Below are 24,487 nucleotides of genomic sequence, written 5' to 3'. Positions count from 1 at the left end.
ACTTTTCTAGCTACAAAAAGTTCTTCATCACATCTGGCCGCCGAACGCCAAGTATGTTGTCGATCACAGCTAAACGTGTGAATGTGAAGTTACCTAACTCACATTGCAATGCGATAGCGATTGAGAAAACTCTTATCCCCCATTTACACCCGAATCCCCCAGAAACATGCAAAGACCTGCATTTATAAAAGTTCCCGATCTACCCCCTAAATGGCTCCCACTGGGCCATTTGCAAACTTTGTTAACGATACCTTGTAATAGTTAACGGGCTTCACAGCCCGTCACTTTCTACACATTTTGGCTACTATTGCTTCACTTTAGTTTCCAAAAACCTCGGGATCGCCATATTTCCGGCCCATACCCGGCTCCTGATCAATAGCTTCCAAAGCAGAAACTTCCGCTGCCGAAAGCGTCAAATCTTGGATATGAAGATTCATAGCCAAACGATCTTTATTGGCAGATTTGGGAATTGCCACACAACCCAGCTGTACCAACCAGCGCAAAATTACTACGGACGCCGGCACTTCATGCGCCTGCGCAATGCTCACTATCTGCGGGTGTTTCAGCAGCTCTCCCCTCCCCAAAGGCGCCCACGCTTCAGTGATAATTCCCATTTCATCATGAAGTGCACGCAAGGATGCCTGGCTAAAACCAGGATGCAATTCCACCTGGTTTACTGCTGGAGTAATGCCGGTGCCACTGACCAAATCCTGCAAAACTTCAGGATAAAAATTGGCGACACCAATAGATTGCACATGGCCAAGTCCCTGAATTTTGGCCATCGCCTCAAAAGTTTCTTTATATAGCCCCTGGTTCGCGCAAGGCCAGTGGATGAGGTACAAGTCCAAATAGTCCAGCCCCAGTGCCTCTAAAGAGCGCTGAAAGGCCTTATTTACCTTTTCCCTACCCTGTTCGTTATTCCATACCTTGGAAGTCACAAAGAGGTCATCACGGCTGATGTCTCCGGCATTGATCGCATCGTTTATAGCTTTTCCCACAACCTCTTCATTGTCATAGAGCGTCGCGGTGTCAATATGCCGATACCCAATTTCAATGGCCTCACGAACCACGCGATAGGCCTCATCCCCAGTCAACTTCCAGGTGCCGAGCCCGAGCTGAGGAATCTCGGATCCATCTATTAGTTTGCGGGCCGGGGTGCTGTGTTCATATGTGCTCATAGCGCCCATTCAACACCAATTAAGGCGCTTTTCGACGAAAAAATTTAAAAAACGATGCCCTCCGTGAAAAATTCCATGAAGGGCATCGATACAAAAGAAAAACTAGGCGCTGATGAGGTCAATGATAAAGACCAAGGTGCGGCCAGAAAGTGGGTGGCCGGATCCCTCAGGGCCATATGCAGCCTCTGGTGGGATGGTCAGCTGACGGCGACCGCCAACCTTCATACCTGGGATTCCCTCTTGCCAACCAGCAATGAGGCCGTTGAGGGGGAACTGTGCGGTTTGTCCACGATCCCAAGATGAATCGAACTCTTCACCGGTCTCGAAGTCAACGCCGACGTAGTGAACCTCTACAACACCGCCTGGCTGTGCGTCTGCGCCTTCACCGACGATGATGTCCTTGATGACGAGGTCCTCTGGTGCAGGACCAACCTGTGGCTCAATCTGTGGCTTTTCCATGTGAATTACATGCTCCTTGAAAATCTTTAAGTTTAGGTCCGGACATGACGATGGCCGGAACCATTCTCTGCCATTATGGCAGATTTATAGGCTCCGGCCGAAGTCGAGATGGGCACGAAGGCTCATCTATTTGCTTAGCGCTCCTCGCGAGGAACAACCTTGCGTGGGGTGTTTCCGGTGTAAATCTGGCGTGGGCGGTTGATCTTTGCACCTGGTGCGCCGAGCTGCTCGCGGTAGTGAGCGATCCAGCCTGGGAGACGACCGATAGCAAAGAGCACGGTGAAGAAATCGGTTGGGAAGCCCATTGCGCGGTAGATCAGGCCGGTGTAGAAGTCTACGTTTGGGTAGAGCTTGCGGGAGATGAAGTAATCATCTGCCAATGCGATCTCTTCCAGCTTCAGAGCCAGATCCAGCAGATCATCGCCACCGAGGTGCTCAAGAACTTCGTGTGCAAGCTCCTTAACGATAGCTGCACGTGGATCGTAGTTCTTGTAGACGCGGTGTCCGAAGCCCATGAGGCGGACGCCGTCTTCCTTGTTCTTAACCTTGTTCATGAACTCGGTTGCGTCGCCACCGTGGTTGTTCTTGATGTCTTCCAACATCTCCAGAACAGCCTGGTTTGCGCCACCGTGCAAAGGACCAGAAAGTGCGTTGATGCCACCAGCGATGGAAACAAACATGTTGGCCTGTGCGGAACCGATCATACGAACGGTAGAGGTGGAGCAGTTCTGCTCGTGGTCAGCGTGCAGGATAAGCAGCTTATCCAGAGCCTTAACCATGATTGGGTCAATCTCATAAGGCTCGGTTGGGTAACCGAACATCATGCGCAGGAAGTTCTCGCGTGCGTTAAGGGAGTTATCTGGGTACATGTATGGTGCACCCTTGCGTGCGCGGTGTGCATAAGCTGCCAGCATTGGCACCTTTGCCATCAAGCGAACGGTAGCCTTGTCCAGCTGAGCCTCATCAAGTGGGTTCAGCTGATCCTGGTAGTAGGTGGAGAGAATGTTAACCGAGGAAGCCAAGGTAGCCATTGGGTGTGCATCGCGTGGGAACACGTTGAACTGGGACTTAAAGTCCTCATCCAAGAGGGTGTGGTGGCGGATTTCATCGTTAAACTTATGAAGCTCTTCGACGGTTGGTAGCTCACCGTTGATGAGAAGGTAGGAAACCTCGTTGAAGGTTGCGTTCTCAGCTAGATCAGCAATGTCGTAGCCGCGGTAGCGCAGGATGCCCTGGTCACCATCGATGTAGGTGATCTTAGACTCGGTAGAGCCGGTGCTGACATAGCCTGGGTCGAAGGTAACTAGTCCGGTCTCAGACAGCATCTTGCCCAAGACAACACCATTGTTGCCCTCGGTAGCCTCGATGATGTCCATCTCAAACTCGCCACCGGGGTAGTGAAGTACAGCCTTGTTGTTATCAGTAGCCACGATTTCCCTTTCAAACTTCATTGTTCGATCCACTCCGGGTTACGGAAGTGAAATCGTTTAAATTTAACCAACTTGGATGCGCCGATCGCATACAGGTTTAGTGCTCGGCACACTTAAATCCCAATCCGGTTCAGTTAACACGCTATACCGACATGTGTGGTTTAGCCATCTTCCAAATACCGGCTACATCCCCCACTATTGCATTGTGCGGATGTATTTCTTTAACCCACCTTCCAGGGAAATACCGCGGAAAGTGAAAGTGTTTAGGTAGTGCCATTTTCCAGCTATTTAGTTCTTTAGGTGCTTAACCCGTTGTTACAGCTTCAAGTAGTTAAGCAGTCCGGTTTATTAGTTTCAAACAGCACACATCAAGTGGAACAGTGCACAGTTTAGCAAATCTTGTGATATGCACTACAGTCAAAGTGATAATTGAGACTTTTAGCACGTAAACACCTTGGCATTTGTCCCGCAGGGAGTGATATTTGCAACTTTGGGAACTTTATTAACAGCCATTATCAGCTCACCCCCAAATTGGTGAACCGTCACCTATCGTCAAAAAGAATTTCAGTAAGATTTCAGCAATTCCCAAACTGGGAACGAATATTGACATCTAGATTTTTAACACTTGCAGTTATAGTGATTTAGTCAGCTAACTATTGCTTAGTGTTGACTCTCTTACTTCCAAGCGCAGAAAGTTGCCCGAAGACATGTCAGACTTCCCCACCCTGCCCGCTGAGTTTATTCCTAATGATGGCCGCTTTGGCTGCGGACCTTCCAAGGTTCGCCCAGAACAGATCCAGGCCATTGTTGATGGCGCTACCTCCATCATCGGAACCTCCCACCGCCAGCCTGCAGTAAAGAACGTTGTAGGAAATATTCGCGAGGGCTTGGCAGAGCTTTTCTCCCTGCCAGCAGGCTATGAGATCATCCTCTCCTTGGGTGGAGCGACCGCATTCTGGGATGCCGCAACCTTCGGCTTGATTGAGAAGAAGTCCGGACACCTGTCCTTCGGCGAGTTCTCCTCGAAGTTCGCTAAGGCTTCTAAGCTTGCTCCTTGGCTTGATGAGCCAGAGATCGTCACCGCTGAAACCGGCGACGCTCCAGCACCACAGGCTTTTGAAGGTGCCGACGTTATCGCTTGGGCACACAATGAGACCTCCACTGGAGCCATGGTTCCAGTCATTCGCCCAGCAGGTTCTGAAGGTTCTCTCGTAGCTATCGACGCAACCTCCGGCGCTGGTGGCCTGCCTGTCGACATGTCCCAGGCTGATGTTTACTACTTCTCCCCACAGAAGTGCTTTGCTTCCGACGGTGGCCTGTGGCTTGCAGCTATGAGCCCAGCTGCATTGGAGCGCATCGAGAAGATCAACGCTTCTGATCGTTTCATCCCTGAGTTCCTCAACCTGCAGACCGCAGTTGATAACTCCCTGAAGAACCAGACCTACAACACCCCTGCTGTTTCTACCCTGCTCATGCTGGAGAACCAGGTTGCATGGATGAACGCAAACGGTGGTCTGGACGGAATGGTTGCTCGCACCACTGCTAGCTCCTCTGCCCTTTACAACTGGGCTGAAGGTCGCGAAGAGACCAGCCCTTATGTTGCAGATGCTGCTAAGCGCTCCCTCGTTGTCGGCACCATCGACTTTGATGATGCTATCGACGCTGGTGTTATCGCTAAGATCCTGCGCGCCAACGGCATCCTGGATACCGAGCCTTACCGCAAGCTCGGCCGCAACCAGCTGCGTATTGGTATGTTCCCAGCTATTGATTCCACCGATATTGAGAAGCTGACCGGTGCAATTGACTTCATTCTTGATGGTGGTTTTGCACAAAAGTAATACCCCCAAACTAAACAAGTTCTAAAAACGCCCTGTACTGATACACCAGTACAGGGTGTTTTTCGTTAAGCTTGTTTAATAACTTACCCAGCCATAAGGAGTCAACATGCGTGAAATATTCCTGGTCAGGGAAGATTCTACCGAATCATCCCTGGTGTTCAGGTCCTCCGATGAGGATGGCGCTGAGGAATTCTTCATTGCTGTAACTGAGGATCTACGCCAGGTTCTTGCAGGTCATAAGGAAATTCCTGCACCGGAACCAGAAGTCCCAGTAGTTTTGGAAGCAGTTTCTCCAAAGCCAGCTCCTCGTGAGGAAAAAGAACTTGATCCGCGTATCAGCGCGCCTTTAACCATGTCTCCTCGTGAAATTCAGATTCGAGTGCGTGCTGGCGCCTCCATTGCCGAGTTGGCAGAGGAAAATGGAGTAACTGAGGCTCGTATCGAACCTTATGCCCACCCCGTGTTGTTAGAGCGCGCCCGCATTGCGGAACTCGCTAAACAATCACACCCCATCCGCGAAAATGGCCCGGCCAAACTCACGCTATGGGAAATTTTGGCAACGGCCTTTGCTACTCGTGGCCATGATCTCACCTCTGCAGTGTGGGATTCCTATAAGGACGCCACCAACCAGTGGATTGTGCGAGTTGATTGGAAAGCTGGCCTGAGTGATAACCATGCAGAATGGACCCTCAATCTGCATAACACCAGCAATCCCACGGCAGATCCACGCACCCCAGTGGCTGCGGATCTTATTGATCCGGAGTTTATTCAGCCAGTTCGTACCTTGACCTCTATTAGTCACAATGACGATGTCGAAGACAGTTCTTTTGATGACGAGGACATCGATTTTAATGACTCCGAAGAGCATTTGGAATCCACCGAGCACGATGAAGACCGCGATGTGGAAGCACCTCGCAATCGTCGCCGTAAGGCAGTAACCCCGCATTGGGAAGATGTACTTCTTGGAGTTCGCGCTAACACCAAGCGTCCAAAGAAATAGGGTGTGCTGATGCCGAGTCAACTGGGAGCTAATGCCGCAATCGTGACCATCTGGTTTGTCACGGCCTCTGATCCACAAACCATTATCCGTTCGGAACCGCGGGCGGATCGTGGTTTTGGGCGCAAGCTTTTAGCCCAACTAAATCCCACCTGGCCAATTACCCCCATTGGCCAGTTTTCTCTTAACCGCTCGGTACCAGCCAGCGCCAATGAGTTTTATATAGCAGGTTTTCCCGGTGTCACCATCATTCAGACGGTGCTGGAAGATGTATCTGCGCTTTCTAAGTTGAGCCCCCGTCTACTGAAATCTGTACCCTCCACCGATATTTATGTCTTTGCGGTCAATGAAGAAACCACCCTCGGTGGCTTCGCACATATTCATGAAAATTCGGTGAAACGTTCTTTTATCGCCCTTGAAGAACGTGTCTTTGAAGATGAAGGCATGCCTGGCGGTTTTGAAACTCCCTATTGGGCAGGCAAAAAAGGGACCCGCAAGACTCCCCTAGCCCTGCCCTTCAATCCCATTGAGTTAGTTCATGAGGCGCAACGCGCCTGGTTGGGTTTTGATGCCACCACCTCCCCTGATATCAATGTGGTGGCGTATGCCGTTGATGGGCGCCCCGAGCCCCGTATTCCTCGCCCCCGGCAGATCAGCTCAGCCGCTGTCACCCAAGCCGCCGTCGACAAGCTTGGTTTTAGTGATTATGACGATTATGAGCAGCATGACAGCCCCGATCGCATTGTCCCCCGGCGCGTGACGGCAAATGCGCAAAAAGCGGCTCACTCTGCGCAGAAGATGGCTAAATCTATGCTCAGAGCGGGCCGCGAATGGGGCGCTACGATGGCGGAGAAACTCCGCCATACTGACCGTTAAGTTCTTTGGGAGCGGTCGCGTTCATAAAACGCAATCGCTGCCGAAGTAGCCAGGTTAAGGCTATCTGTACCCGGCGCCATTGGAATACGAGCGCGTACATCGGTTGCCCGCATAGCGTGTTCGGTTAGACCGGGGCCTTCAGCTCCCACCAGCAAGGCCACCTTATCGCGCCCTTTAAGAGCATCTTCAAGGTGAACCGCTGCGGGATCCGGGGTAAGCGAAACCAAGTGGAAACCGGCTTGGGAAAGCTCTTCCAAGCTCCGTTGCCAGGTGGTGTAACTGCCCTCTAAATGCGCAAATGGCAGACGCAGCACATGGCCCATGGAGACGCGAACCACACGGCGGTAGAGCGGATCTGCACAACCATTGCCAAAGAGAATGGCGTCTACTCCCATGCCCGCAGCGTTACGGAACATGGAACCAATGTTTTCATGATCGCCAACGCCTTCGAGAACCACCACTGTGCGGGCGCCCTCCAAAACGGAAGCTACAGAATCCTCCACCACTCTGTCCGCAGTTGCCAACAAACCACGGTGCATATCAAAGCCGGCAACAGTTGCCAGAGTTTCGCGGGTAACTTCATAAATCGGGATCCCCGAAAGATCAACACCTGAGTTTTCAGCCTGAAAAGAAGCAAAAAAGGAATCCAGCTTATTTTTGAATCCCACGATGGCACGAACTGGAAAACGAGATTCCAGCAGACGTCCCACCACGAGTGGTCCTTCAGCAACTACCAGGCCCTTGCCACCGGGCAAGTCTGGACGAGAATCCGAATGGTTAAGATCACGGAAATCATCCAGGCGTGGATCTGCGGGGCCAGAGATGAGGATTCTTTCCATTAGCTAATGGCACCCATGATTGGGTCGATAGCGAAGAATACTGCAAATAGTGCAGCTACCAGCCACATGAGCCAGTGCACTTCCTTTGCCTTGCCAGCAGCTACTGCCATCAATGCGTACATGATGAATCCGACGCCAATGCCGTTGGCAATGGAGTAGGTGAAAGGCATGATAACGATGGTGAGGAAGGCTGGGAATGCGATGTAGAACTGGGTGAAGTCGATCTCGCGGATCTGAGCCATCATCATGCAACCCACAACAACGAGCACAGGAGCTGCTGCTTCAATTGGCACGATCTCATACAGCGGGGTGAGGAACATGGCCAGCAAGAAGAGCACACCGGTGACGATATTTGCCAGGCCGGTGCGAGCGCCATCAGCAACACCAGCGGAGGAGTCAGCGAAAACGGTGTTGGAGGAAGCAGAAACTGCGCCACCAACAATTGCGCCAGCGCCTTCTACGATCAGGGCCTTCTTGATATCAGGAAGGTTGCCTTCTTCATCAGCCAAGCCAGCTTGCTTACCAAGCGCAGTCATGGTTCCCATTGCGTCAAAGAAGTTTGCCAATACCAGGGTGAATACCAGCAAGGTGGCGGCTACAACGCCGATGCGGGAGAACGCACCGATGAGGTCAACTGCGCCCACGAGGGAAAGGTCAGGAACTCCGCCGAAGGAATCTGGGATTCCTGGAACTGCGAGGTTCCAGCCAGCCGGGTTCGCTTCACCATTTTCAAAGGATGGACCTGCACCAAAAATAGCCTCCACAATGATGGCGATGATGGTGGTGCCCAGGATTCCGAGGAAGAGACCGCCGCGGACCTTACGGACCACCATAAAGCCACAAAGCAAAACGCCAATGATGAAGACAAAGGTTGGCCAAGAAGCGATAGAACCGTTAATTCCCAAGGTAACGGGAACGGTGGTGCCGGCAGCATCTGGAATACGGCGCACAAAGCCAGCGTCAACCAGGCCAATCATGGCGATGAACAAACCAATGCCCACGCCGATCGCAGCCTTCATAGAAGCTGGGATTGCACGGAAAACGGCCACGCGGAAGCCGGAGACAGCCAAGATGACGATGACGATACCGTCAATTACAACCAGGCCCATAGCTTCTGGCCAGGTGAGGCCTTCGCCGGAGACCAGGGTGACGGCCACCATGGTGTTGATGCCAAGGCCGGTTGCGATACCAAATGGGTAACGCGCGATCAGGCCGAAGGCGATGGTCATGACACCGGCAGCCAAAGCAGTGGCTGCAGCAACCTGTGGGATGCCGAGGGTGGTGCCATTGATGTCCTCGGTGGTACCAAGGATCAGTGGGTTAAGGATGATGATGTAGGCCATCGCGAAGAAGGTGACAATACCTGCACGGACTTCCGTGCCGATACTGGATCCTCGCTCCGAAATTTTGAAATACCGATCCAGGGCGCCCTGGGATTCGGTAGTATTTCTCGACGTCATTGCCGGATACCTATTTTCTACTCAAGTTGTGAGGTTGCTTGAAAACTCATGAAAAACAATGTGAAATTCGCCCAAAGAAACATAACCTTTAGTGCGACAGAATTTTCTCACCTGCCGGGCGTAGCGAGCAAGTCCAGTGACAAAGGTCGAAAAATTTGTTTTCAGTGACCAAGGATAAAATTCATATCGCCTTTTACTCTAGACCGCTAGATGACGCCCTAAAATCAACAGTTTGACTACTTGAGTGCTACTGTCTTGCTATCTATATATGGCCGTGTTGTACTCCACGCACAAGACTCGAAAGGCGTAGCAATCCACCTTGGTGACCACAAGTTTCCTCATGGTTGACGGACATGTCCGCAACTTCACCGGCCACATGGACCGTCTTGCCGCCGCAGCTCCAATTACCGCGCAGTTTGATGAGCCCATCCGCGCCAAGCTGCGCGCTGCCAAGGGCCAGGCCATTTGCGCTGTCACCGTAGAAAACAACCACTTTAGTGTGGAAACTCGCCCCGCGCGCCCCATTAAGCCAACCATCACCGTTGACATCCATGGGCACCGCGATGAGCGTTCCCAGCCCACCGTTAAAGGCGTGGACAGTGCGTGGCAGGACCGTGCCTCTGCCACCAGCCGACGCCAAGGCGCCGACGAGGGTTTGCTTATCGACGAGTCCGGCAAGGTTATCGGAGCCGTTAACGCTTCCCTGTTCGTACTACAGGGTTCAATGGTTTTTCATTCCACCCACCCACGCCATCTGCCTTCAGTGCTTGAAGGCCCCATTTTGGATTATTTACGCCTACGTGGTGCCAGCTCCAAAGCTCGTGCAGAAGGCTTTGATATTAATGAACTGCGTGCTGCCGAGGTCTGGTTGATCGATTCACTAAATGGCATTAGAAGGGTGAATGCCTGGCTGGAATATGGCAGTGCCCTGCAGGTTTCTGAAGTACGCCCAGTCGCTGCATTCATCCCCACTTTCTCTGAGGTAAATGCACACCTTTGGGAAAGCGCCGAAGAGATCTAAATCTTTATAGACTCAGTGCCATGTCCTTAAAAAAATTCGCACCTTTGGTTATCGCTTCACTCAGTGCTGGTTGTAGTAGCAGCGAAACAGCACAGCCAGAGGTGGAATATTTGGTTCCAGAGATTGTGCAAACTCTCCCTTTTAATGAGAGCTCCTTTACACAAGGCTTAGAAGTTGATGGCTCTGATCTCATAATCGGTACAGGCCAATATGGCGGTTCGCGGATTTACCGCAGCACCATTGATGGCCAAGAGAAAGCTTCCCAGCCACTGGATCCCAGTTTTTTCGGCGAGGGCATCACTAGGGCTGGCGACGTGGTGTGGCAATTAACCTGGAATGAGGGTGTGGCTTTCAAAAGAGATGCCACCACCTTAGAAGAGCTAGCGCGGGTTAATTATGACGGCGAGGGCTGGGGTCTGTGCACCAGTGGAGATCAGCTGATCATGTCCGATGGCAGTTCCACTTTGCAGGTACGCGATCCTGAAACCTTTGAGCAACTAAATATCATAAACGTCACTCTGGATGGCACCGCCGTGGACAAACTCAATGAGCTGGAATGCGTGGACGGCGAGGTTTATGCCAATATTTTCATGGATACCGATATCGTGCGCATTGACTTAGATTCCGGTGCCGTTAATGCAGTTATTGATGCCTCTTCCCTACCCAATAACGCAGATCCAGATATTAATAATGTGCTAAATGGCATTGCTTTTATACCCGATTCGGAGAATTTCTATCTCACTGGCAAGCGTTGGCCAGACCTCTATGAGGTACGTTTCATTCCAGCTGGCTAGAATCAAGACTCATGGCAAGCCGGAAAACCAAGCGCAAGAACATCATCCAAATTATTAGCCTCGCTTTAGCGGTGGTTATCGTGGTGGTGATTTCAGTGCTCTTCCAACAATGGTGGAATAATCGTCCCGACCCAGAACCTGCGGAGATCTCCATTGCAGCCTCCGCCCCTGCAGGCGAACTCGAGGTTTTCCCATTTAGCATCTGTGAGCCAGGTGTGGAATGCCCGGAGAATGAGGTTCCCACTTTGAATGTGGGTGCAGATGAAGAACTCCATCTCACCATTCCGGAATCAATCTACGATCATGACTGGTACCTGCTCACCATCTATGATGATCCAGCTGCCAATGATGAGGCTTATCACGGTGCCAATGAAACCACTGAGGTAACACTGCCTGGCTCTGTTGATCCGCTAGAAGATGGTGGCGAGCGTCCACGTCTGGTGGTGGTGGAAATTTCTGCAATTATGATCGGCCACGACAGTAACGGCGAAGAAACTCCCTACACCGTGACCTGGTCCCTTTCCACCATGGAACAGGCTGCCGAATAGTCCAGCCTAAAAAAGGAGAGAGTCTATGGACTCTCTCCTTTTCTTATGCGTCTAGTTCTTTGGCTACCACGCGAAGGATTTCAGCGACCTGAGATCCGGCCTTCTTTTCGGGATATTGTCCCTTGGCCAAACCTGGCTGAATACCGCTCTCCAAAAGGGTAATAAGATCTGAAATCATGCCATGGAGGGCGTCAGGTTCATATTTATGCTGAGGTTTGCGGCGGGGAGTTTCCATGACCTTAATGCGCAGCGCCTGTGGACCTTTACGCCCTGCTGCGAAATCAAACTCGATTCGCTGCCCCTTGTGTAGTTCACCAATCCCCTTGGGAAGAACCTGCTTTCCTACATAGCAGTCTTCACCATCCGGATTGGAGACAAAGCCGAAACCACGCTCTGCGTCGTACCACTTCACTGTTCCGACAGGCACTCGTCCTCACCACTTTCAATTCGCATATTCTTAGCGCCATAGCAGCAGGCGCTATATAACCAGAAGAAATCATTGTACACGGCAAGCACGCCTGCTAAAACTCGCTTCACTTACCCCCTTGCATAGCCCCAACACTAATTATGTGACATAACTAACACCTTAATTTTTTATTAATATGACCAGGGGTTTTAGCCTCAGAAAAAGCCAGTTTTGATATAGCTCCGATAAAAAACGTGACACAATCGTGACCTTCCGGCTAGCGTTTAGCCAAGGCACCGCAGTTTTTCATCCATATTTTCCGGCTCATCGCCAAACCCTGTCTGGGGTCGGAGGCTGAAAATCTGTCTAGGAGCAAGAACTTTAAACCACAAATTCTTATCATTCGATAAGAAAAAATCTGCAGACAGGGACGGGGAACCCACCCGCTCTTTAATAAAAGAGCATCGGAGGTCAACTCCTTGGGGTGAAGCCGGATTTTCCGGCAGGGCATATCCTCCGCCCTAACCCGACAGCTAACCTCGACGGCGACTAATGAGAGGAAACTTTTCATGGGACGTCATTCCACCAAGAGCTCTACCCTTACCAAGATCGCAGCTTCTACTGTTGCTTTTGGCGCAGCCGCTGCAATCATGGCTCCAACTGCATCCGCAGCTCCAGATTCTGACTGGGATCGCCTCGCACAGTGTGAGTCCGGCGGAAACTGGGCTATCAACACCGGCAATGGCTACAACGGTGGCGTGCAGTTCAGCCAGAGCACCTGGGCTGCCTTTGGCGGAACTGAGTTTGCACCTTCTGCAAACCTCGCAACCCGTGAACAACAGATCGCTGTCGCAGAGCGTACCCTCGCACAGCAGGGCTGGGGCGCATGGCCTGCTTGTTCTGCAAAGCTTGGTCTGAACTCCGCTGCTACCCAGCGTGATCTCTCCGCTCCTGCACCAGCTGCAGCACCTGTCTCCACCGAGGCTGAGTACGCAGCAGAGCCAACCAACAACAATGTTGCTATCGGCTCCACTGATCTCAACACCATCAAGGCTGCTTATGGCGCTGTCACCGGCACCTTGGCACAGTACGGCGTTGCCGTTCCACCAGAGGTTCAGGCTTACTACAATGCCTATGTTGGCTAATTAGCCACAGTGAATCAGGGAACCTACGGGTTCCCTTTTTTTCATGCATTAAAAAAGAGGCAGTCATCATGACTGCCTCTTTTTTGCGAACTCTTAGCGATTGATGCGGGAATAAGGGTGGACGTATCCGAGCTCTTCAGCTGGGAATGGGAACTCCTTCTCATCGCCCCAGGGGCTGGAAGCTCCAGCAACCTTGGAAATGATTTCGGTAACCACGTGCTCACCGGGTGCATGCTCCGGCCAAGCCGGATCGACGAAGTGCTTCTTCTCTACGTTTGCCATGTTTCTATTCTTTCAAACTCGATGAAGAAAAGTCACCTTTAGAAGGCTTAAACTTGGACACATCATGAAAAAAGATTCCCCCGTTCCCACCCTCCACCGGTGGTTAGAACAGCTCAACAATGAAGAACTGTCCGGAATTCTACGAAATCGCCCCGATACTGTCCTCCCCCTACCACCTAATTTAGGCTCGCTTGCTGCGCGTTTACAGTTGCGCGTCTCGATCGTGCGAGTTTTATTGCAACTTAACTCTCTCGAATTGGTGGTCTTAGAGGCTGCAGCAAATATCGGGGCTGAACTCCACCCTGTGACTGCCCCCGACATCATTAAATACCTGAACACTGCCCTCAAAGAGCAGCCCCACCCCGATGAGACGCAAATTAAACATGCGCTCACCAGGTTAAAAAGCTTTGCCATAATGTACGGCACCGAGGAGCTGATGATTGCGCAGGAGACCATGCCGGCGCTGCCCAATAACTGGCAATTGCTGCCAGAATCCAGGGGCTCGCACCTTAATTTTGCAGCCGCTCAGGAAGCCGTCGATAAGCTCTCTGCCCAGCACCGCAAAATTTTAGGCACCCTGGTGGCTGCTGGGGGTTTTGGTTTAACCAAGGATGCGGCGCTGGGCGCCGATCCGACTCGCCCCATTCCTCAGTTAATTGTGGCCGGGTTGCTCGCGCGGGTTGATGAGCAAACTGTAAAACTGCCGGCGATTGTGCGACGTGTGCTCGAGGGCCGTCCAGAAATCCCCGCGCAGCTGCTGCCCGTCCCCGCGAACGCTGCCCCCGGCAATGATGATGCCGGCGTGGCTGCTGGCTTGGAGGTAGTGCGTCTCAGCCGTTTGCTTATCGACGCCCTTAGCCAGTCCCCTGCCACCACACTCAAGGGAGGCGGGCTGGGCGTGCGCACAATTTCGCGTCTTTCCAAAGAACTTGAGGTCAGCGAAACCGAGGTTGCGCGGGTAATCAGTCTAGGTGTGGCTACTGGATTATTGCGTCGTGGCGTGCCGGATCCCCTCCCTGCCGATGACGAGGGTGGCGACTATATTGCGCCAACCCCCTTGGCCGATGAATTTTTAGAAGCTGATTTATCAGAGCAGCTGGGAATGCTAATGCGCGGTTGGTGGAATCAAAATATCGCACCGTGGATGGTCGGTCAGGCAGATGAAAAGGATAAGCCTATTCATTTGCTTAGCGCTGCAAGTGTGCGAGACATCATTGCTGATAATCGCCATAAGGTCATCGCGGGGCTCGCACGAGTAGAACGGGAGCAGTTGCGTGCCGATCTCTCCTTTAATTACCCCATTGCCGCGCATCGTCTCCAACCAGAGTTGGTAGCAGAACTAATTTCTGAAGCACAGTGGATTGGTGCTTATGCTGGCGGTGTGACCGCGGGTGCCCGCGCTCTGCTGGCCGGGGAAGATCCAGCAAAGGCTATTAAGGCGCCAAAGACAGTGGATTATTTTATTGTCCAAGGTGATTTCACCATCATGGTGCCAGGTCCTTTAACCCCTGAGATGCAAAAAACCATGGATACTATCGCTAGCTTGGAATCTCCAGGTTTGGCCTCGGTATACCGCTTGAGTGAAAAGTCCATTAGGCATGCTCTAGACATGGGTCTAAGCACTGCGGAAATCTTAGAATTCCTTAAATCCCATGCGGCCATGGAGCTTCCGCAGTCAGTGGCTTATCTTTTAAGCGATATTGCGCGCAAGCACGGAACTTTGCGTGGTGGCCCTGCCTTAAGCTACTTGCGCAGTGAAGATCCCGCGCTCCTGCATCAGGCTGTGGAAGCGGGCAAGGAAGTAGGTTTGCACCAGATTGCACCGACTGTGGCTATCGCGCAGGCTCCCCTGCTGCAGGTGATCACACAGCTGCGCCAGGCGGGATTCCAGCCTGTTGCCGAGGACACCACCGGCGCCAGCCTGAATATCGCCCCCGCGGCCGCGCGGGTGCCTGCCGCCAACCAGCCGGCGCCGAAAGCACCTTTAGATGAGACCCGTATCCAGGCCGCCGTTAAAGCTATTCGACGAGAAGATGCAGCCACCACTGGAGTTGCATCTGAGCAACCCACTCTCGCTGTACTCCAGGCCGCGGTGCGCGGACAACGAACGGTGACCCTGGGGTTCGTCGATAAGCAAGGTGTTGCCGTGCACCGGGTGGTGAAGCCACTAACGGTGACCGCCGGGCAGGTAGACGCCATAGATGAGGCCAGCGGTGCGGTACATCGATTTATGCTGCATCGGATCAGCGAAGTGATAGTGGACTAGGCAGAAAATAGTGACATAATGGGAGCTTAAACTTTTGGAGGAGATTTAATTCGTGGCTTTTGGCGATGGACCACTGATTGTTCAATCAGATAAGACTGTGCTGCTGGAGATCGATCATCCCCAGGCCAGCGCAGCACGCGCGGAACTAGCTCCTTTTGCAGAGCTGGAACGTGCCCCGGAACATATTCACACCTATCGCATCACTCCCCTAGCGCTATGGAATGCCCGGGCTGCTGGACACGATGCCGAGCAAGTGGTGGATATGCTGGAACGCTATTCCCGCTTCCCGGTCCCGCAATCGCTGCTTATTGATATTGCAGAAACGATGTCTCGTTATGGACGTGTCAGTTTGCACCGCCATCCCGCACATGGACTGATTCTAGAATCTGCCGAACCTGCGATTTTGGTGGAAATCTCACGCCACAAAAAGATCAAGCCCATGCTTGGCCAACAGGTGGATCCCGAGACCATCATTGTGCATCCCTCTGAGCGAGGTCGTCTCAAACAAGAGCTGCTAAAGATTGGCTGGCCTGCAGAAGATCTGGCTGGCTATGTTGATGGCGAGGCACACCCCATTGCGCTATCGACCGCCGATGAAGAATGGGCACTGCGCGATTATCAAGAAATGGCTGCCGATTCCTTTTGGAACGGAGGTTCCGGCGTTGTCGTTTTGCCCTGTGGCGCTGGCAAGACCATGGTGGGAGCTGCTGCCATGGCTCGTGCCCAGGCAACCACTCTGATTTTGGTGACCAATACGGTGGCCGGACGGCAGTGGAAGGACGAGCTGCTGCGCCGCACCACCCTCACCGAAGAAGAAATCGGCGAATACTCCGGAGAGCGCAAAGAAATCCGCCCGGTGACCATTGCGACCTATCAGGTGGTCACCCGACGTACCAAGGGCGAGTACAAAGCTTTGGAACTTTTTGATTCCCGCGACTGGGGCCTAATTATCTATGATGAGGTCCACCTCCTCCCCGCACCGGTATTCCGTATGACCTCTGATCTTCAATCCCGGCGTCGTCTCGGCCTGACCGCCACTTTAGTGCGTGAAGATGGCCGCGAAGGTGATGTTTTTAGCCTCATTGGTCCAAAACGATATGACGCACCTTGGAAAGACCTCGAAGCCCAAGGTTTTATTGCCACCGCTGATTGTGTGGAAATCCGTTCTACGATGACTGATGCCGAGCGCATGGTTTATGCCACTGCTGAGTCAGCAGATCGCTACCGTCTAGCAGCCTGCGCCCATACCAAGGTGGCAGTTGTGCAAAAGGTACTTGAGCACCACGCCGGCCAGCCCACTTTGATTATCGGTGCTTATTTGGATCAGCTGGAGGAACTTGGACAACGTTTTGATGCCCCAGTTATTGACGGCAAAACTCCTAATAAGAAGCGTGAAGCACTCTTTGCACAATTCCGGGCCGGGGAATTAGATGTGCTGGTGGTATCAAAGGTGGCTAATTTCTCCATTGACCTCCCCGAAGCTTCGGTGGCGATTCAAGTCTCAGGTACCTTTGGCAGCCGTCAGGAGGAAGCACAGCGGCTGGGTCGCTTACTTCGCCCCAAACACGATGGTGGCGAGGCGCATTTCTACTCCATTGTTAGCCGCGATACCCTCGATACGGAGTATGCAGCCCACCGCCAGCGCTTCTTAGCCGAACAAGGTTATGCCTATAGAATTATGGATGCTGATGATCTGCTCTTCCCGATCATCCCTGCAGCTGTTGACCCCGAGCGCGTCGATCCACAACCTTTCGACCCCGACCCGATTACAGAGAAAGATATCTAAATGCAGCACTTTTCTTTTGCGGTAGATGAATCCTACGCAAAAAAGAACAATGAATTCCTCCGCGATGCCAAGAGGCTGCAGATCTCTGCTCTCTGTTTTGGACTTGTCCTACTCGCAGTCGGCGCTGGTGGTTACTACCTAGCTCACGGCGCAGTGTGGGGATGGCTAGTTCTTGGCGTAATGGCCATTATGGCGCTGATCAGCTTCATCATGATCCCAGTTATTCCCCGCCAAATGGGCAGCGCTCAGTCACTTTATGACAACTATGACCTCGTCCCAGCCGTTATTGCAGAGGTCAACCCGCGCGATGTTGTTTTGCTCGCGCTGGTTAACACCAATGTTGATAACACCCTAAAACCAAAATGGGGCTTGGCTATCCGCACCATTAACCGCGTGGGAGTCCATGAGCGCCGCCTCGGCGAGCGAGTGCCTGCGGTGGCTGTTTCCGGTCGCCGCACAGTAAAAGACCAAGACCACTGGGATGAAGTCAGCCCAATGCCCATTACCTGGGGCACCACCGACAAAGATGTGGTGCGCGAGGCAGAAAAGACCATCCCCCATGAATTATGGGCCAAGCTGGAAAAGAACCGGGGCAAGCTAGCAGAGGTTAAAAAGACCTCAAATAACCTTTTGGTTCTCTAAAGCTTTTTAATCTTCTTGAGACGTTGTGCAGCTTCGCGCAACGTCTCTTCTTTTTTGCAAAAAGCAAAACGCACCTTTGAAGACCATTGTCCGGGATGATCCACAAAAGCCTGCACTGGAATTGCGGCAACACCAACTTCATCAATGAGCTGCGTGCAGAACGTGGCGCCGTCGCGGTCACCGATATCCGCAACAATAAAATAGGTGCCTTTGCTCTCATAGGTGTGCAAACCAGCGCCATCCAAGGCCTCACGGAGAATATCGCGCTTGGTGCTTAAGCTCTGGCGCATCGAGTCCACCCAAGCCTGCTCATTTTTAATAGCATGGGCCACCGCCGGCTGAAAAGGCGTTGCGCCCACATAAGACATAAACTGCTTGGCGCGCAGCACCGCATCCAATAGAGGCTCGGGCGCCAGCGCCCAGCCCGTTTTCCACCCAGTAACGTTGAAGGTCTTGGCCGCCGAAGACACAGTCACCGTGCGATCCCACATACCAGGAAGCTTTGCGACGCTTTGATGCTCCAGGCCGTCAAATACTAGGTGTTCATACACCTCATCAGAAAGCACCAGAAGATCATAGGCCCGGGCAATACCCGCAAGATCTTTCAATGCCTTCTGTGAAAAGATAGAACCAGTTGGATTATGCGGAGAATTAACAATAATCATCTTGGTCTTTTTGGATACTGCCTTATGCAACAGGTCAGTATCAAGATCCCAGGAGTTATCCACCTCTTTTAAGGGAACAGCGACACGTTTTGCACCTGCTAACGCAATAGCAGCTGCATAAGCATCGTAGTAGGGCTCAAAGACGATAACCTCCTCCCCTGGTTCCACTAAACCTAAAACAGTAGCTGTAATCGCTTCTGTGGCACCGACGGTAATGAGGATTTCGGTGTCTGGGTTGTATTCAATTTTAAAACGCTTTTTGTGGTCCTTGGCGATCGCTTTTCTCAAGCTCTTATCACCACGACCGGCAGAGTATTGATTATTGCCCTGCAAAATCTGCTGCGTTGCTATCTGCAGCATCTCCTGTGGACCATCTTCGTCTGGGAAGCCTTGTCCCAGGTTGATCGCCCCCGCTGCAACAGCTTTTTGTGTCATGGTTGCGAAGATCGTTTCTCCAAAAGGCCGCAGCCGGGAAACGATGTGATCTGTGCTCATGGGGACACTATATTTCATCACCTAAAACTAGTGATGTTCAGGGGTGTTTTTGGGCATGCGGAAAGGCAGTGTAAGAAACAAACTGTTTCTTACACTGCCTTCACACAATAAATCATTAAGTTTTAGGTCGGCGGTAACCTACTCTCCCACACCCTCCCGAGTGCAGTACCATCAGCGTAACCAGGCTTAGCTTCCGGGTTCGGAACGGGACCGGGCGTTTCCCTGCTACTATCACCACCGACACAACCAACCACCACACCACAAAAAATGATGCGTGTTGTGTCAAATACTGCATAGTGGACGCGAGCAAATCTTTTTGCTATTTTTCGTTACGTTTTGCGTATCACCAACAACCCTAAAGTTGTTTGTGTTTTGTTGTCGGTAAATTAGTACCAGTCACCTCCACACCTTACAATGCGTCCAGATCTGGCCTATCAACCCCATAATCTATAGGGAACCTCAAAAGAAACCTCATCTCGAAACAGGCTTCCCGCTTAGATGCTTTCAGCGGTTATCCCTTCCGTACGTAGCCAACCAGCCCTGCTCCTGGCGGAACAACTGGCACACCAGAGGTACGTCCGTCCCGGTCCTCTCGTACTAGGGACAGCCTTCCTTAAGTTTCAACGCGCGCGGCGGATAGAGACCGAACTGTCTCACGACGTTCTAAACCCAGCTCGCGTGCCGCTTTAATGGGCGAACAGCCCAACCCTTGGGACCTACTCCAGCCCCAGGATGCGACGAGCCGACATCGAGGTGCCAAACCATCCCGTCGATATGGACTCTTGGGGAAGATCAGCCTGTTATCCCCGGGGTACCTTTTATCCGTTGAGCGACACCACAACCACAAGTTGGTGCCGGATCACTAGTCCCGACTTTCGTCCCTGCTCGAGTTGTCACTCTCACAGTCAAGCTCCCTTGTGCACTTACACTCACCACCTGATTACCAACCAAGCTGAGGAAACCTTTGGGCGCCTCCGTTACATTTTGGGAGGCAACCGCCCCAGTTAAACTACCCACCAGGCACTGTCCCCAACCCAGATCATGGGCCAAGGTTAAGACATTCAATCCGATCAGAGTGGTATTTCACCAACGACTCACACACAACTAGCGTCATATGATCGAAGTCTCCCACCTATCCTACACAAACCGAATCAAACACCAATACCAAGCTATAGTGAAGGTCCCGGGGTCTTTTCGTCCTGCCGCGCGTAACGAGCATCTTTACTCGTACTGCAATTTCACCGGGCCTGTGGTTGAGACAGCAGGGAAGTCGTTACGCCATTCGTGCAGGTCGGAACTTACCCGACAAGGAATTTCGCTACCTTAGGATGGTTATAGTTACCACCGCCGTTTACTGGGGCTTAAATTCTCAGCTTCGCCTTTAACAGCTAACCGGTCCTCTTAACCTTCCAGCACCGGGCAGGCGTCAGTCCGTATACATCAACTTAAACGTCTTCGCACGGACCTGTGTTTTTAGTAAACAGTCGCTTCCCTCTATTCTCTGCGACCACCACACGCTCCCACCGCAAAGGTGTTCACCTATGATGGCCCCCCTTCTCCCGAAGTTACGGGGGCATTTTGCCGAGTTCCTTAACCACAGTTCACCCGAACGCCTTAGTATTCTCTACCTGACTACCTGTGTCGGTTTAGGGTACGGGCCGAATATGTACATCGCTAGAGGCTTTTCTCGACAGTACAGGATCACCAACTTCACCCCAAAAGGGCTCTGCATCACGCCTCACACATTAATAGTTGGCGGATTTACCTACCAACAGTGCTACACGCTTACACCACAATCCAATAAGTGGCTTAGCTACCTCACTGCGTCACCCCATCACTTAGCTACTACCAGATCAGGTCCCACGCAAACCACAACCACACATCATCAAAGATGACACATGGAAGCATTCGGGTGGTTAGTATCACTGATTCACCATGGTCGCACACACTCGGGTACGGGAATATCAACCCGTTATCCATCGACTACGCCTGTCGGCCTCGCCTTAGGCCCCGACTCACCCTGGGAAGATTAACTTGACCCAGGAACCCTTAGTCATCCGGCGGATGAGTTTCTCACTCATCATTCGTTACTCATGCCTGCATTCTCACTCGCACACACTCCACAACACCATTACCAGGCTGCTTCAACGCGTGCACGACGCTCCCCTACCCAACAACACAATAAAGTATCATTGCCGCGGCTTCGGCGGTGTGCTTAAGCCCCACTACATTGTCGGCGCGGAATCACTCGACCAGTGAGCTATTACGCACTCTTTCAAGGATGGCTGCTTCTAAGCCAACCTCCTGGCTGTCTTCGCGACCCCACCTCCTTTTCCACTTAGCACACCCTTAGGGGCCTTAGCCGGCGATCTGGGCTGTTTCCCTCTCGACTACGAAGCTTATCCCCCGCAGTCTCACTGCTGTGCTCTGACTTACCGGCATTCGGAGTTTGGCTGATGTCGCTAAGATGTTGGTCCCGCTAAACCATCCAGTAGCTCTACCTCCGGCAAGAAACACACAACGCTGCACCTAAATGCATTTCGGGGAGAACCAGCTATCACGGAGTTTGATTGGCCTTTCACCCCTACCCACAACTCATCCCCTCAGTTTTCAACCTAAGTGGGTTCGCGCCTCCACAAAGTCTTACCTCTGCTTCACACTGGCCATGGGTAGATCACTCCGCTTCGGGTCCAAGACATGCCACTAACACACCCTATTAGGATTCGGTTTCCCTACGGCTACCCCACACGGGTTAACCTCGCGACATGCCGCTGACTCGCAGGCTCATTCTTCAAAAGGCACGCCATCACCCCACAAGTGAGGCTCTGACGGATTGTAAGCACACGGTTTCAGGTACTATTTCACTCCCCTCCCGGGGTACTTTTCACCATTCCCTCACGGTACTAATCCGCTATCGGTCATATCAAGTATTCAGGCTTACCGGGTGGTCCCGGCAGATTCACAGCAGATTCCACGAGCCCGCTGCTACTTGGGAAAAACAACCACACACACCAACTGATCTTCGCGTACAGGACTATCACCTTCTACGGCAGGCGTTTCCACACCACTTCCACTAATCAATTAACCATGTGCCAGTGTCCGGCAGAACACACACGCTGTAACCCCACAACCACCTACATGTAACCCCTGCCGGGTATCACACACATAAGCTTTAGCCATCATCCACGTTCGCTCGCCACTACTAACGGAATCACAATTGTTTTCTTCTCCTACGGGTACTGAGATGTTTCACTTCCCCGTGTAAACCTCCCAACCGGCTATATATTCACCGGCAGGTAACCACACATTACTGCAGCTGGGTTTCCCCATTCGGACATCCTCGGATCAACGCTTAGTTGGCAACTCCCCGAGGCATAACGCAGCCTCTCACGTCCTTCATCGGCTTGATATGCCAAGGCATCCACCGTGTGCTCTTAAAAACAAAACACTAAGACAACACACCAACAAACACTCAAACAAGCATTCATCGTGTGTCACGTTCGGATACACAAAAAAATATACAAAAAATAAAGATGCTCGCGTCCACTATACAGTTCTCACACAACACACCATCACCACCACCAACCACACACAACCGTGCACAATCACTGGATAATCATGATCTGATGAAGAAACAACACATTACATGTCATTTCAGACACCCAACAGCATGCCACCTATTTTTATCTTCCCCCACAGAGAGAAGTGTTTACCACACCAAGGGTCATCTCCACCCGATTAATTTGTGTTGATGGCAACCACACATGGGTTCCAACACCAACAACCCATACAACCCAACAACTGTTGAGGATGAGTTTATTTAAAGCTCCTTAGAAAGGAGGTGATCCAGCCGCACCTTCCGGTACGGCTACCTTGTTACGACTTCGTCCCAATCGCCGATCCCACCTTCGACAGCTCCCCCCTAAAAGGTTGGGCCACTGGCTTCGGGTGTTACCAACTTTCATGACGTGACGGGCGGTGTGTACAAGGCCCGGGAACGTATTCACCGCAGCGTTGCTGATCTGCGATTACTAGCGACTCCGACTTCATGGGGTCGAGTTGCAGACCCCAATCCGAACTGAGGCCGGCTTTAAGAGATTAGCTCCACCTTACGGTGTGGCAACTCGCTGTACCGACCATTGTAGCATGTGTGAAGCCCTGGACATAAGGGGCATGATGATTTGACGTCATCCCCACCTTCCTCCGAGTTAACCCCGGCAGTTTCTCATGAGTGCCCACCATCACGTGATGGCAACATAAGACAAGGGTTGCGCTCGTTGCGGGACTTAACCCAACATCTCACGACACGAGCTGACGACAACCATGCACCACCTGTATACCGACCACAAGGGAAAACGTATCTCTACGCCGATCCGGTATATGTCAAGCCCAGGTAAGGTTCTTCGCGTTGCATCGAATTAATCCACATGCTCCGCCGCTTGTGCGGGCCCCCGTCAATTCCTTTGAGTTTTAGCCTTGCGGCCGTACTCCCCAGGCGGGGCGCTTAATGCGTTAGCTGCGGCACAGAAGACGTGGAAGTCCCCTACACCTAGCGCCCACCGTTTACGGCATGGACTACCAGGGTATCTAATCCTGTTCGCTACCCATGCTTTCGCTCCTCAGCGTCAGTTACTGCCCAGAGACCTGCCTTCGCCATTGGTGTTCCTCCTGATATCTGCGCATTTCACCGCTACACCAGGAATTCCAGTCTCCCCTACAGCACTCAAGTTATGCCCGTATCGCCTGCACGCCCGGAGTTAAGCCCCGGGATTTCACAGACGACGCGACAAACCACCTACGAGCTCTTTACGCCCAGTAATTCCGGACAACGCTCGCACCCTACGTATTACCGCGGCTGCTGGCACGTAGTTAGCCGGTGCTTCTTCTCCAGGTACCGTCAATTTAACTCTTCGTCCCTAGCGAAAGGAGTTTACAACCCGAAGGCCTTCATCCCCCACGCGGCGTCGCTGCATCAGGCTTTCGCCCATTGTGCAATATTCCCCACTGCTGCCTCCCGTAGGAGTCTGGGCCGTGTCTCAGTCCCAATGTGGCCGTACACCCTCTCAGGCCGGCTACCCGTCGACGCCTTGGTAGGCCATTACCCCACCAACAAGCTGATAGGCCGCAGGCTCATCCCACACCGCAAAAGCTTTCCACACACCACCGTAAAGATAGTGTGTCCTATTCGGTATTAGACCCAGTTTCCCAGGCTTATCCCAAAGTGCAGGGCAGATTACCTACGTGTTACTCACCCGTTCGCCACTAATCCACCTAGCAAGCTAAGCTTCATCGTTCGACTTGCATGTGTTAAGCACGCCGCCAGCGTTCGTCCTGAGCCAGGATCAAACTCTCCACAAAAT

At 52.3% G+C, this 24,487-nt stretch carries 18 protein-coding genes, 3 rRNA genes and 1 riboswitch; of the genes, 10 read left to right on the top strand and 11 right to left on the bottom strand.

Annotation, left to right across the window (positions count from 1 at the left end):
• Positions 1 to 317 precede the first annotated feature (317 nt).
• The 3 genes from H924_RS04055 to H924_RS04045 form a co-directional block, all read right to left on the bottom strand.
• On the bottom strand, positions 318 to 1,187 hold the full coding sequence (locus H924_RS04055) for an aldo/keto reductase (protein ID WP_015650684.1): 870 nt from the start codon (positions 1,185 to 1,187) through the stop codon (positions 318 to 320).
• A 93-nt stretch (positions 1,188 to 1,280) separates the two neighbouring features.
• Positions 1,281 to 1,637, bottom strand: a complete 357-nt coding sequence (gene fkpA, locus H924_RS04050) for an FKBP-type peptidyl-prolyl cis-trans isomerase FkpA (RefSeq protein WP_015650683.1) — start codon at positions 1,635 to 1,637, stop codon at positions 1,281 to 1,283.
• Between the two features lie 134 nt (positions 1,638 to 1,771).
• Positions 1,772 to 3,088: a citrate synthase gene (locus H924_RS04045; RefSeq protein WP_029703877.1), complete on the bottom strand. Its 1,317-nt coding sequence runs from the start codon at positions 3,086 to 3,088 to the stop codon at positions 1,772 to 1,774.
• Positions 3,089 to 3,774: 686 nt separating this feature from the next.
• Between H924_RS04045 and serC the strand changes: the two genes are divergently transcribed.
• From serC to H924_RS04030, 3 genes are all read left to right on the top strand, one after another.
• Positions 3,775 to 4,905 (top strand): phosphoserine transaminase, encoded by a 1,131-nt coding sequence (serC, locus tag H924_RS04040; RefSeq protein ID WP_015650681.1) that lies wholly within the window; start codon positions 3,775 to 3,777, stop codon positions 4,903 to 4,905.
• Positions 4,906 to 5,011: 106 nt separating this feature from the next.
• Positions 5,012 to 5,905, top strand: a complete 894-nt coding sequence (gene sepH, locus H924_RS04035; RefSeq protein ID WP_015650680.1) for a septation protein SepH — start codon at positions 5,012 to 5,014, stop codon at positions 5,903 to 5,905.
• A 9-nt stretch (positions 5,906 to 5,914) separates the two neighbouring features.
• Positions 5,915 to 6,778: a DUF6928 family protein gene (locus H924_RS04030; RefSeq protein ID WP_029703876.1), complete on the top strand. Its 864-nt coding sequence runs from the start codon at positions 5,915 to 5,917 to the stop codon at positions 6,776 to 6,778.
• Here the strand turns inward: H924_RS04030 and H924_RS04025 are convergent.
• Positions 6,775 to 7,617, bottom strand: a complete 843-nt coding sequence (locus H924_RS04025) for a TrmH family RNA methyltransferase (protein ID WP_015650678.1) — start codon at positions 7,615 to 7,617, stop codon at positions 6,775 to 6,777. The two genes, H924_RS04030 and H924_RS04025, sit on opposite strands and share 4 nt — an antisense overlap.
• Positions 7,617 to 9,077, bottom strand: coding sequence for an NCS2 family permease (locus H924_RS04020; protein ID WP_015650677.1), 1,461 nt, complete (start codon positions 9,075 to 9,077; stop codon positions 7,617 to 7,619). The genes H924_RS04025 and H924_RS04020 overlap by 1 nt, the downstream gene beginning before the upstream one ends.
• A gap of 340 nt (positions 9,078 to 9,417) precedes the next feature.
• On the opposite strand from H924_RS04020, the gene H924_RS04015 reads away from it, so the two are divergent.
• Genes H924_RS04015 through H924_RS04005 form a run of 3 tightly spaced genes read left to right on the top strand, consistent with a single transcriptional unit; the run spans position 9,418 to position 11,440 of the window.
• The gene (locus H924_RS04015) at positions 9,418 to 10,098 is read left to right on the top strand and encodes an aminotransferase class IV (RefSeq protein ID WP_131385935.1); all 681 of its coding nucleotides are present in this window, start codon (positions 9,418 to 9,420) and stop codon (positions 10,096 to 10,098) included.
• Between the two features lie 20 nt (positions 10,099 to 10,118).
• Positions 10,119 to 10,892 (top strand): glutaminyl-peptide cyclotransferase, encoded by a 774-nt coding sequence (locus H924_RS04010; RefSeq protein WP_015650675.1) that lies wholly within the window; start codon positions 10,119 to 10,121, stop codon positions 10,890 to 10,892.
• An 11-nt stretch (positions 10,893 to 10,903) separates the two neighbouring features.
• Entirely contained in the window at positions 10,904 to 11,440 is a 537-nt protein-coding gene (locus tag H924_RS04005; protein WP_015650674.1) for a DUF2771 domain-containing protein, read from the top strand.
• 43 nt (positions 11,441 to 11,483) lie between these two features.
• Here H924_RS04005 and H924_RS04000 read toward each other — a convergent pair whose 3' ends face one another.
• On the bottom strand, positions 11,484 to 11,867 hold the full coding sequence (locus tag H924_RS04000; protein WP_015650673.1) for a cold-shock protein: 384 nt from the start codon (positions 11,865 to 11,867) through the stop codon (positions 11,484 to 11,486).
• Between the two features lie 413 nt (positions 11,868 to 12,280).
• Positions 12,281 to 12,410, top strand: a riboswitch (cyclic di-AMP (ydaO/yuaA leader).
• 5 nt (positions 12,411 to 12,415) lie between these two features.
• Here H924_RS04000 and H924_RS03990 point away from each other — a divergent pair.
• On the top strand, positions 12,416 to 12,991 hold the full coding sequence (locus tag H924_RS03990) for a resuscitation-promoting factor Rpf1 domain-containing protein (protein WP_015650671.1): 576 nt from the start codon (positions 12,416 to 12,418) through the stop codon (positions 12,989 to 12,991).
• Positions 12,992 to 13,084: 93 nt separating this feature from the next.
• Here the strand turns inward: H924_RS03990 and H924_RS03985 are convergent, their stop codons facing one another.
• On the bottom strand, positions 13,085 to 13,273 hold the full coding sequence (locus H924_RS03985) for a hypothetical protein (RefSeq protein ID WP_015650670.1): 189 nt from the start codon (positions 13,271 to 13,273) through the stop codon (positions 13,085 to 13,087).
• Between the two features lie 64 nt (positions 13,274 to 13,337).
• On the opposite strand from H924_RS03985, the gene H924_RS03980 reads away from it, so the two are divergent.
• Genes H924_RS03980 through H924_RS03970 form a run of 3 tightly spaced genes read left to right on the top strand, consistent with a single transcriptional unit; the run spans position 13,338 to position 17,967 of the window.
• A complete protein-coding gene (locus H924_RS03980; protein WP_015650669.1) occupies positions 13,338 to 15,539 on the top strand; it encodes a helicase-associated domain-containing protein in 2,202 nt (733 codons plus the stop codon).
• Between the two features lie 52 nt (positions 15,540 to 15,591).
• Entirely contained in the window at positions 15,592 to 17,325 is a 1,734-nt protein-coding gene (locus H924_RS03975; protein WP_015650668.1) for a DNA repair helicase XPB, read from the top strand.
• Entirely contained in the window at positions 17,326 to 17,967 is a 642-nt protein-coding gene (locus tag H924_RS03970) for a DUF3239 domain-containing protein (RefSeq protein WP_015650667.1), read from the top strand.
• Here the strand turns inward: H924_RS03970 and H924_RS03965 are convergent.
• The 4 genes from H924_RS03965 to H924_RS03950 all read right to left on the bottom strand — a co-directional run bounded on the left by H924_RS03965 (position 17,964) and on the right by H924_RS03950 (position 24,485).
• Positions 17,964 to 19,127 carry a pyridoxal phosphate-dependent aminotransferase gene (locus H924_RS03965; protein ID WP_015650666.1) on the bottom strand — a complete coding sequence of 388 codons (1,164 nt, stop codon included), beginning with the start codon at positions 19,125 to 19,127 and terminating at the stop codon, positions 17,964 to 17,966. The two genes, H924_RS03970 and H924_RS03965, sit on opposite strands and share 4 nt — an antisense overlap.
• A 125-nt stretch (positions 19,128 to 19,252) precedes the next feature.
• Positions 19,253 to 19,369: ribosomal RNA gene (rrf, locus tag H924_RS03960) — 5S ribosomal RNA — on the bottom strand.
• Positions 19,370 to 19,493: 124 nt separating this feature from the next.
• Positions 19,494 to 22,575 (bottom strand): 23S ribosomal RNA (locus H924_RS03955).
• A 386-nt stretch (positions 22,576 to 22,961) separates the two neighbouring features.
• Positions 22,962 to 24,485 (bottom strand): 16S ribosomal RNA (locus tag H924_RS03950).
• Together the 16S, 23S and 5S rRNA genes form the textbook arrangement of a ribosomal RNA operon.
• Positions 24,486 to 24,487 lie beyond the last annotated feature (2 nt).

It is taken from the genome of Corynebacterium callunae DSM 20147, assembly GCF_000344785.1.
GTDB classification, from domain to species: domain Bacteria; phylum Actinomycetota; class Actinomycetes; order Mycobacteriales; family Mycobacteriaceae; genus Corynebacterium; species Corynebacterium callunae.
Note: the sequence above shows the minus strand (reverse complement) of the source record. Positions and strands in the feature narration are given on the sequence as shown.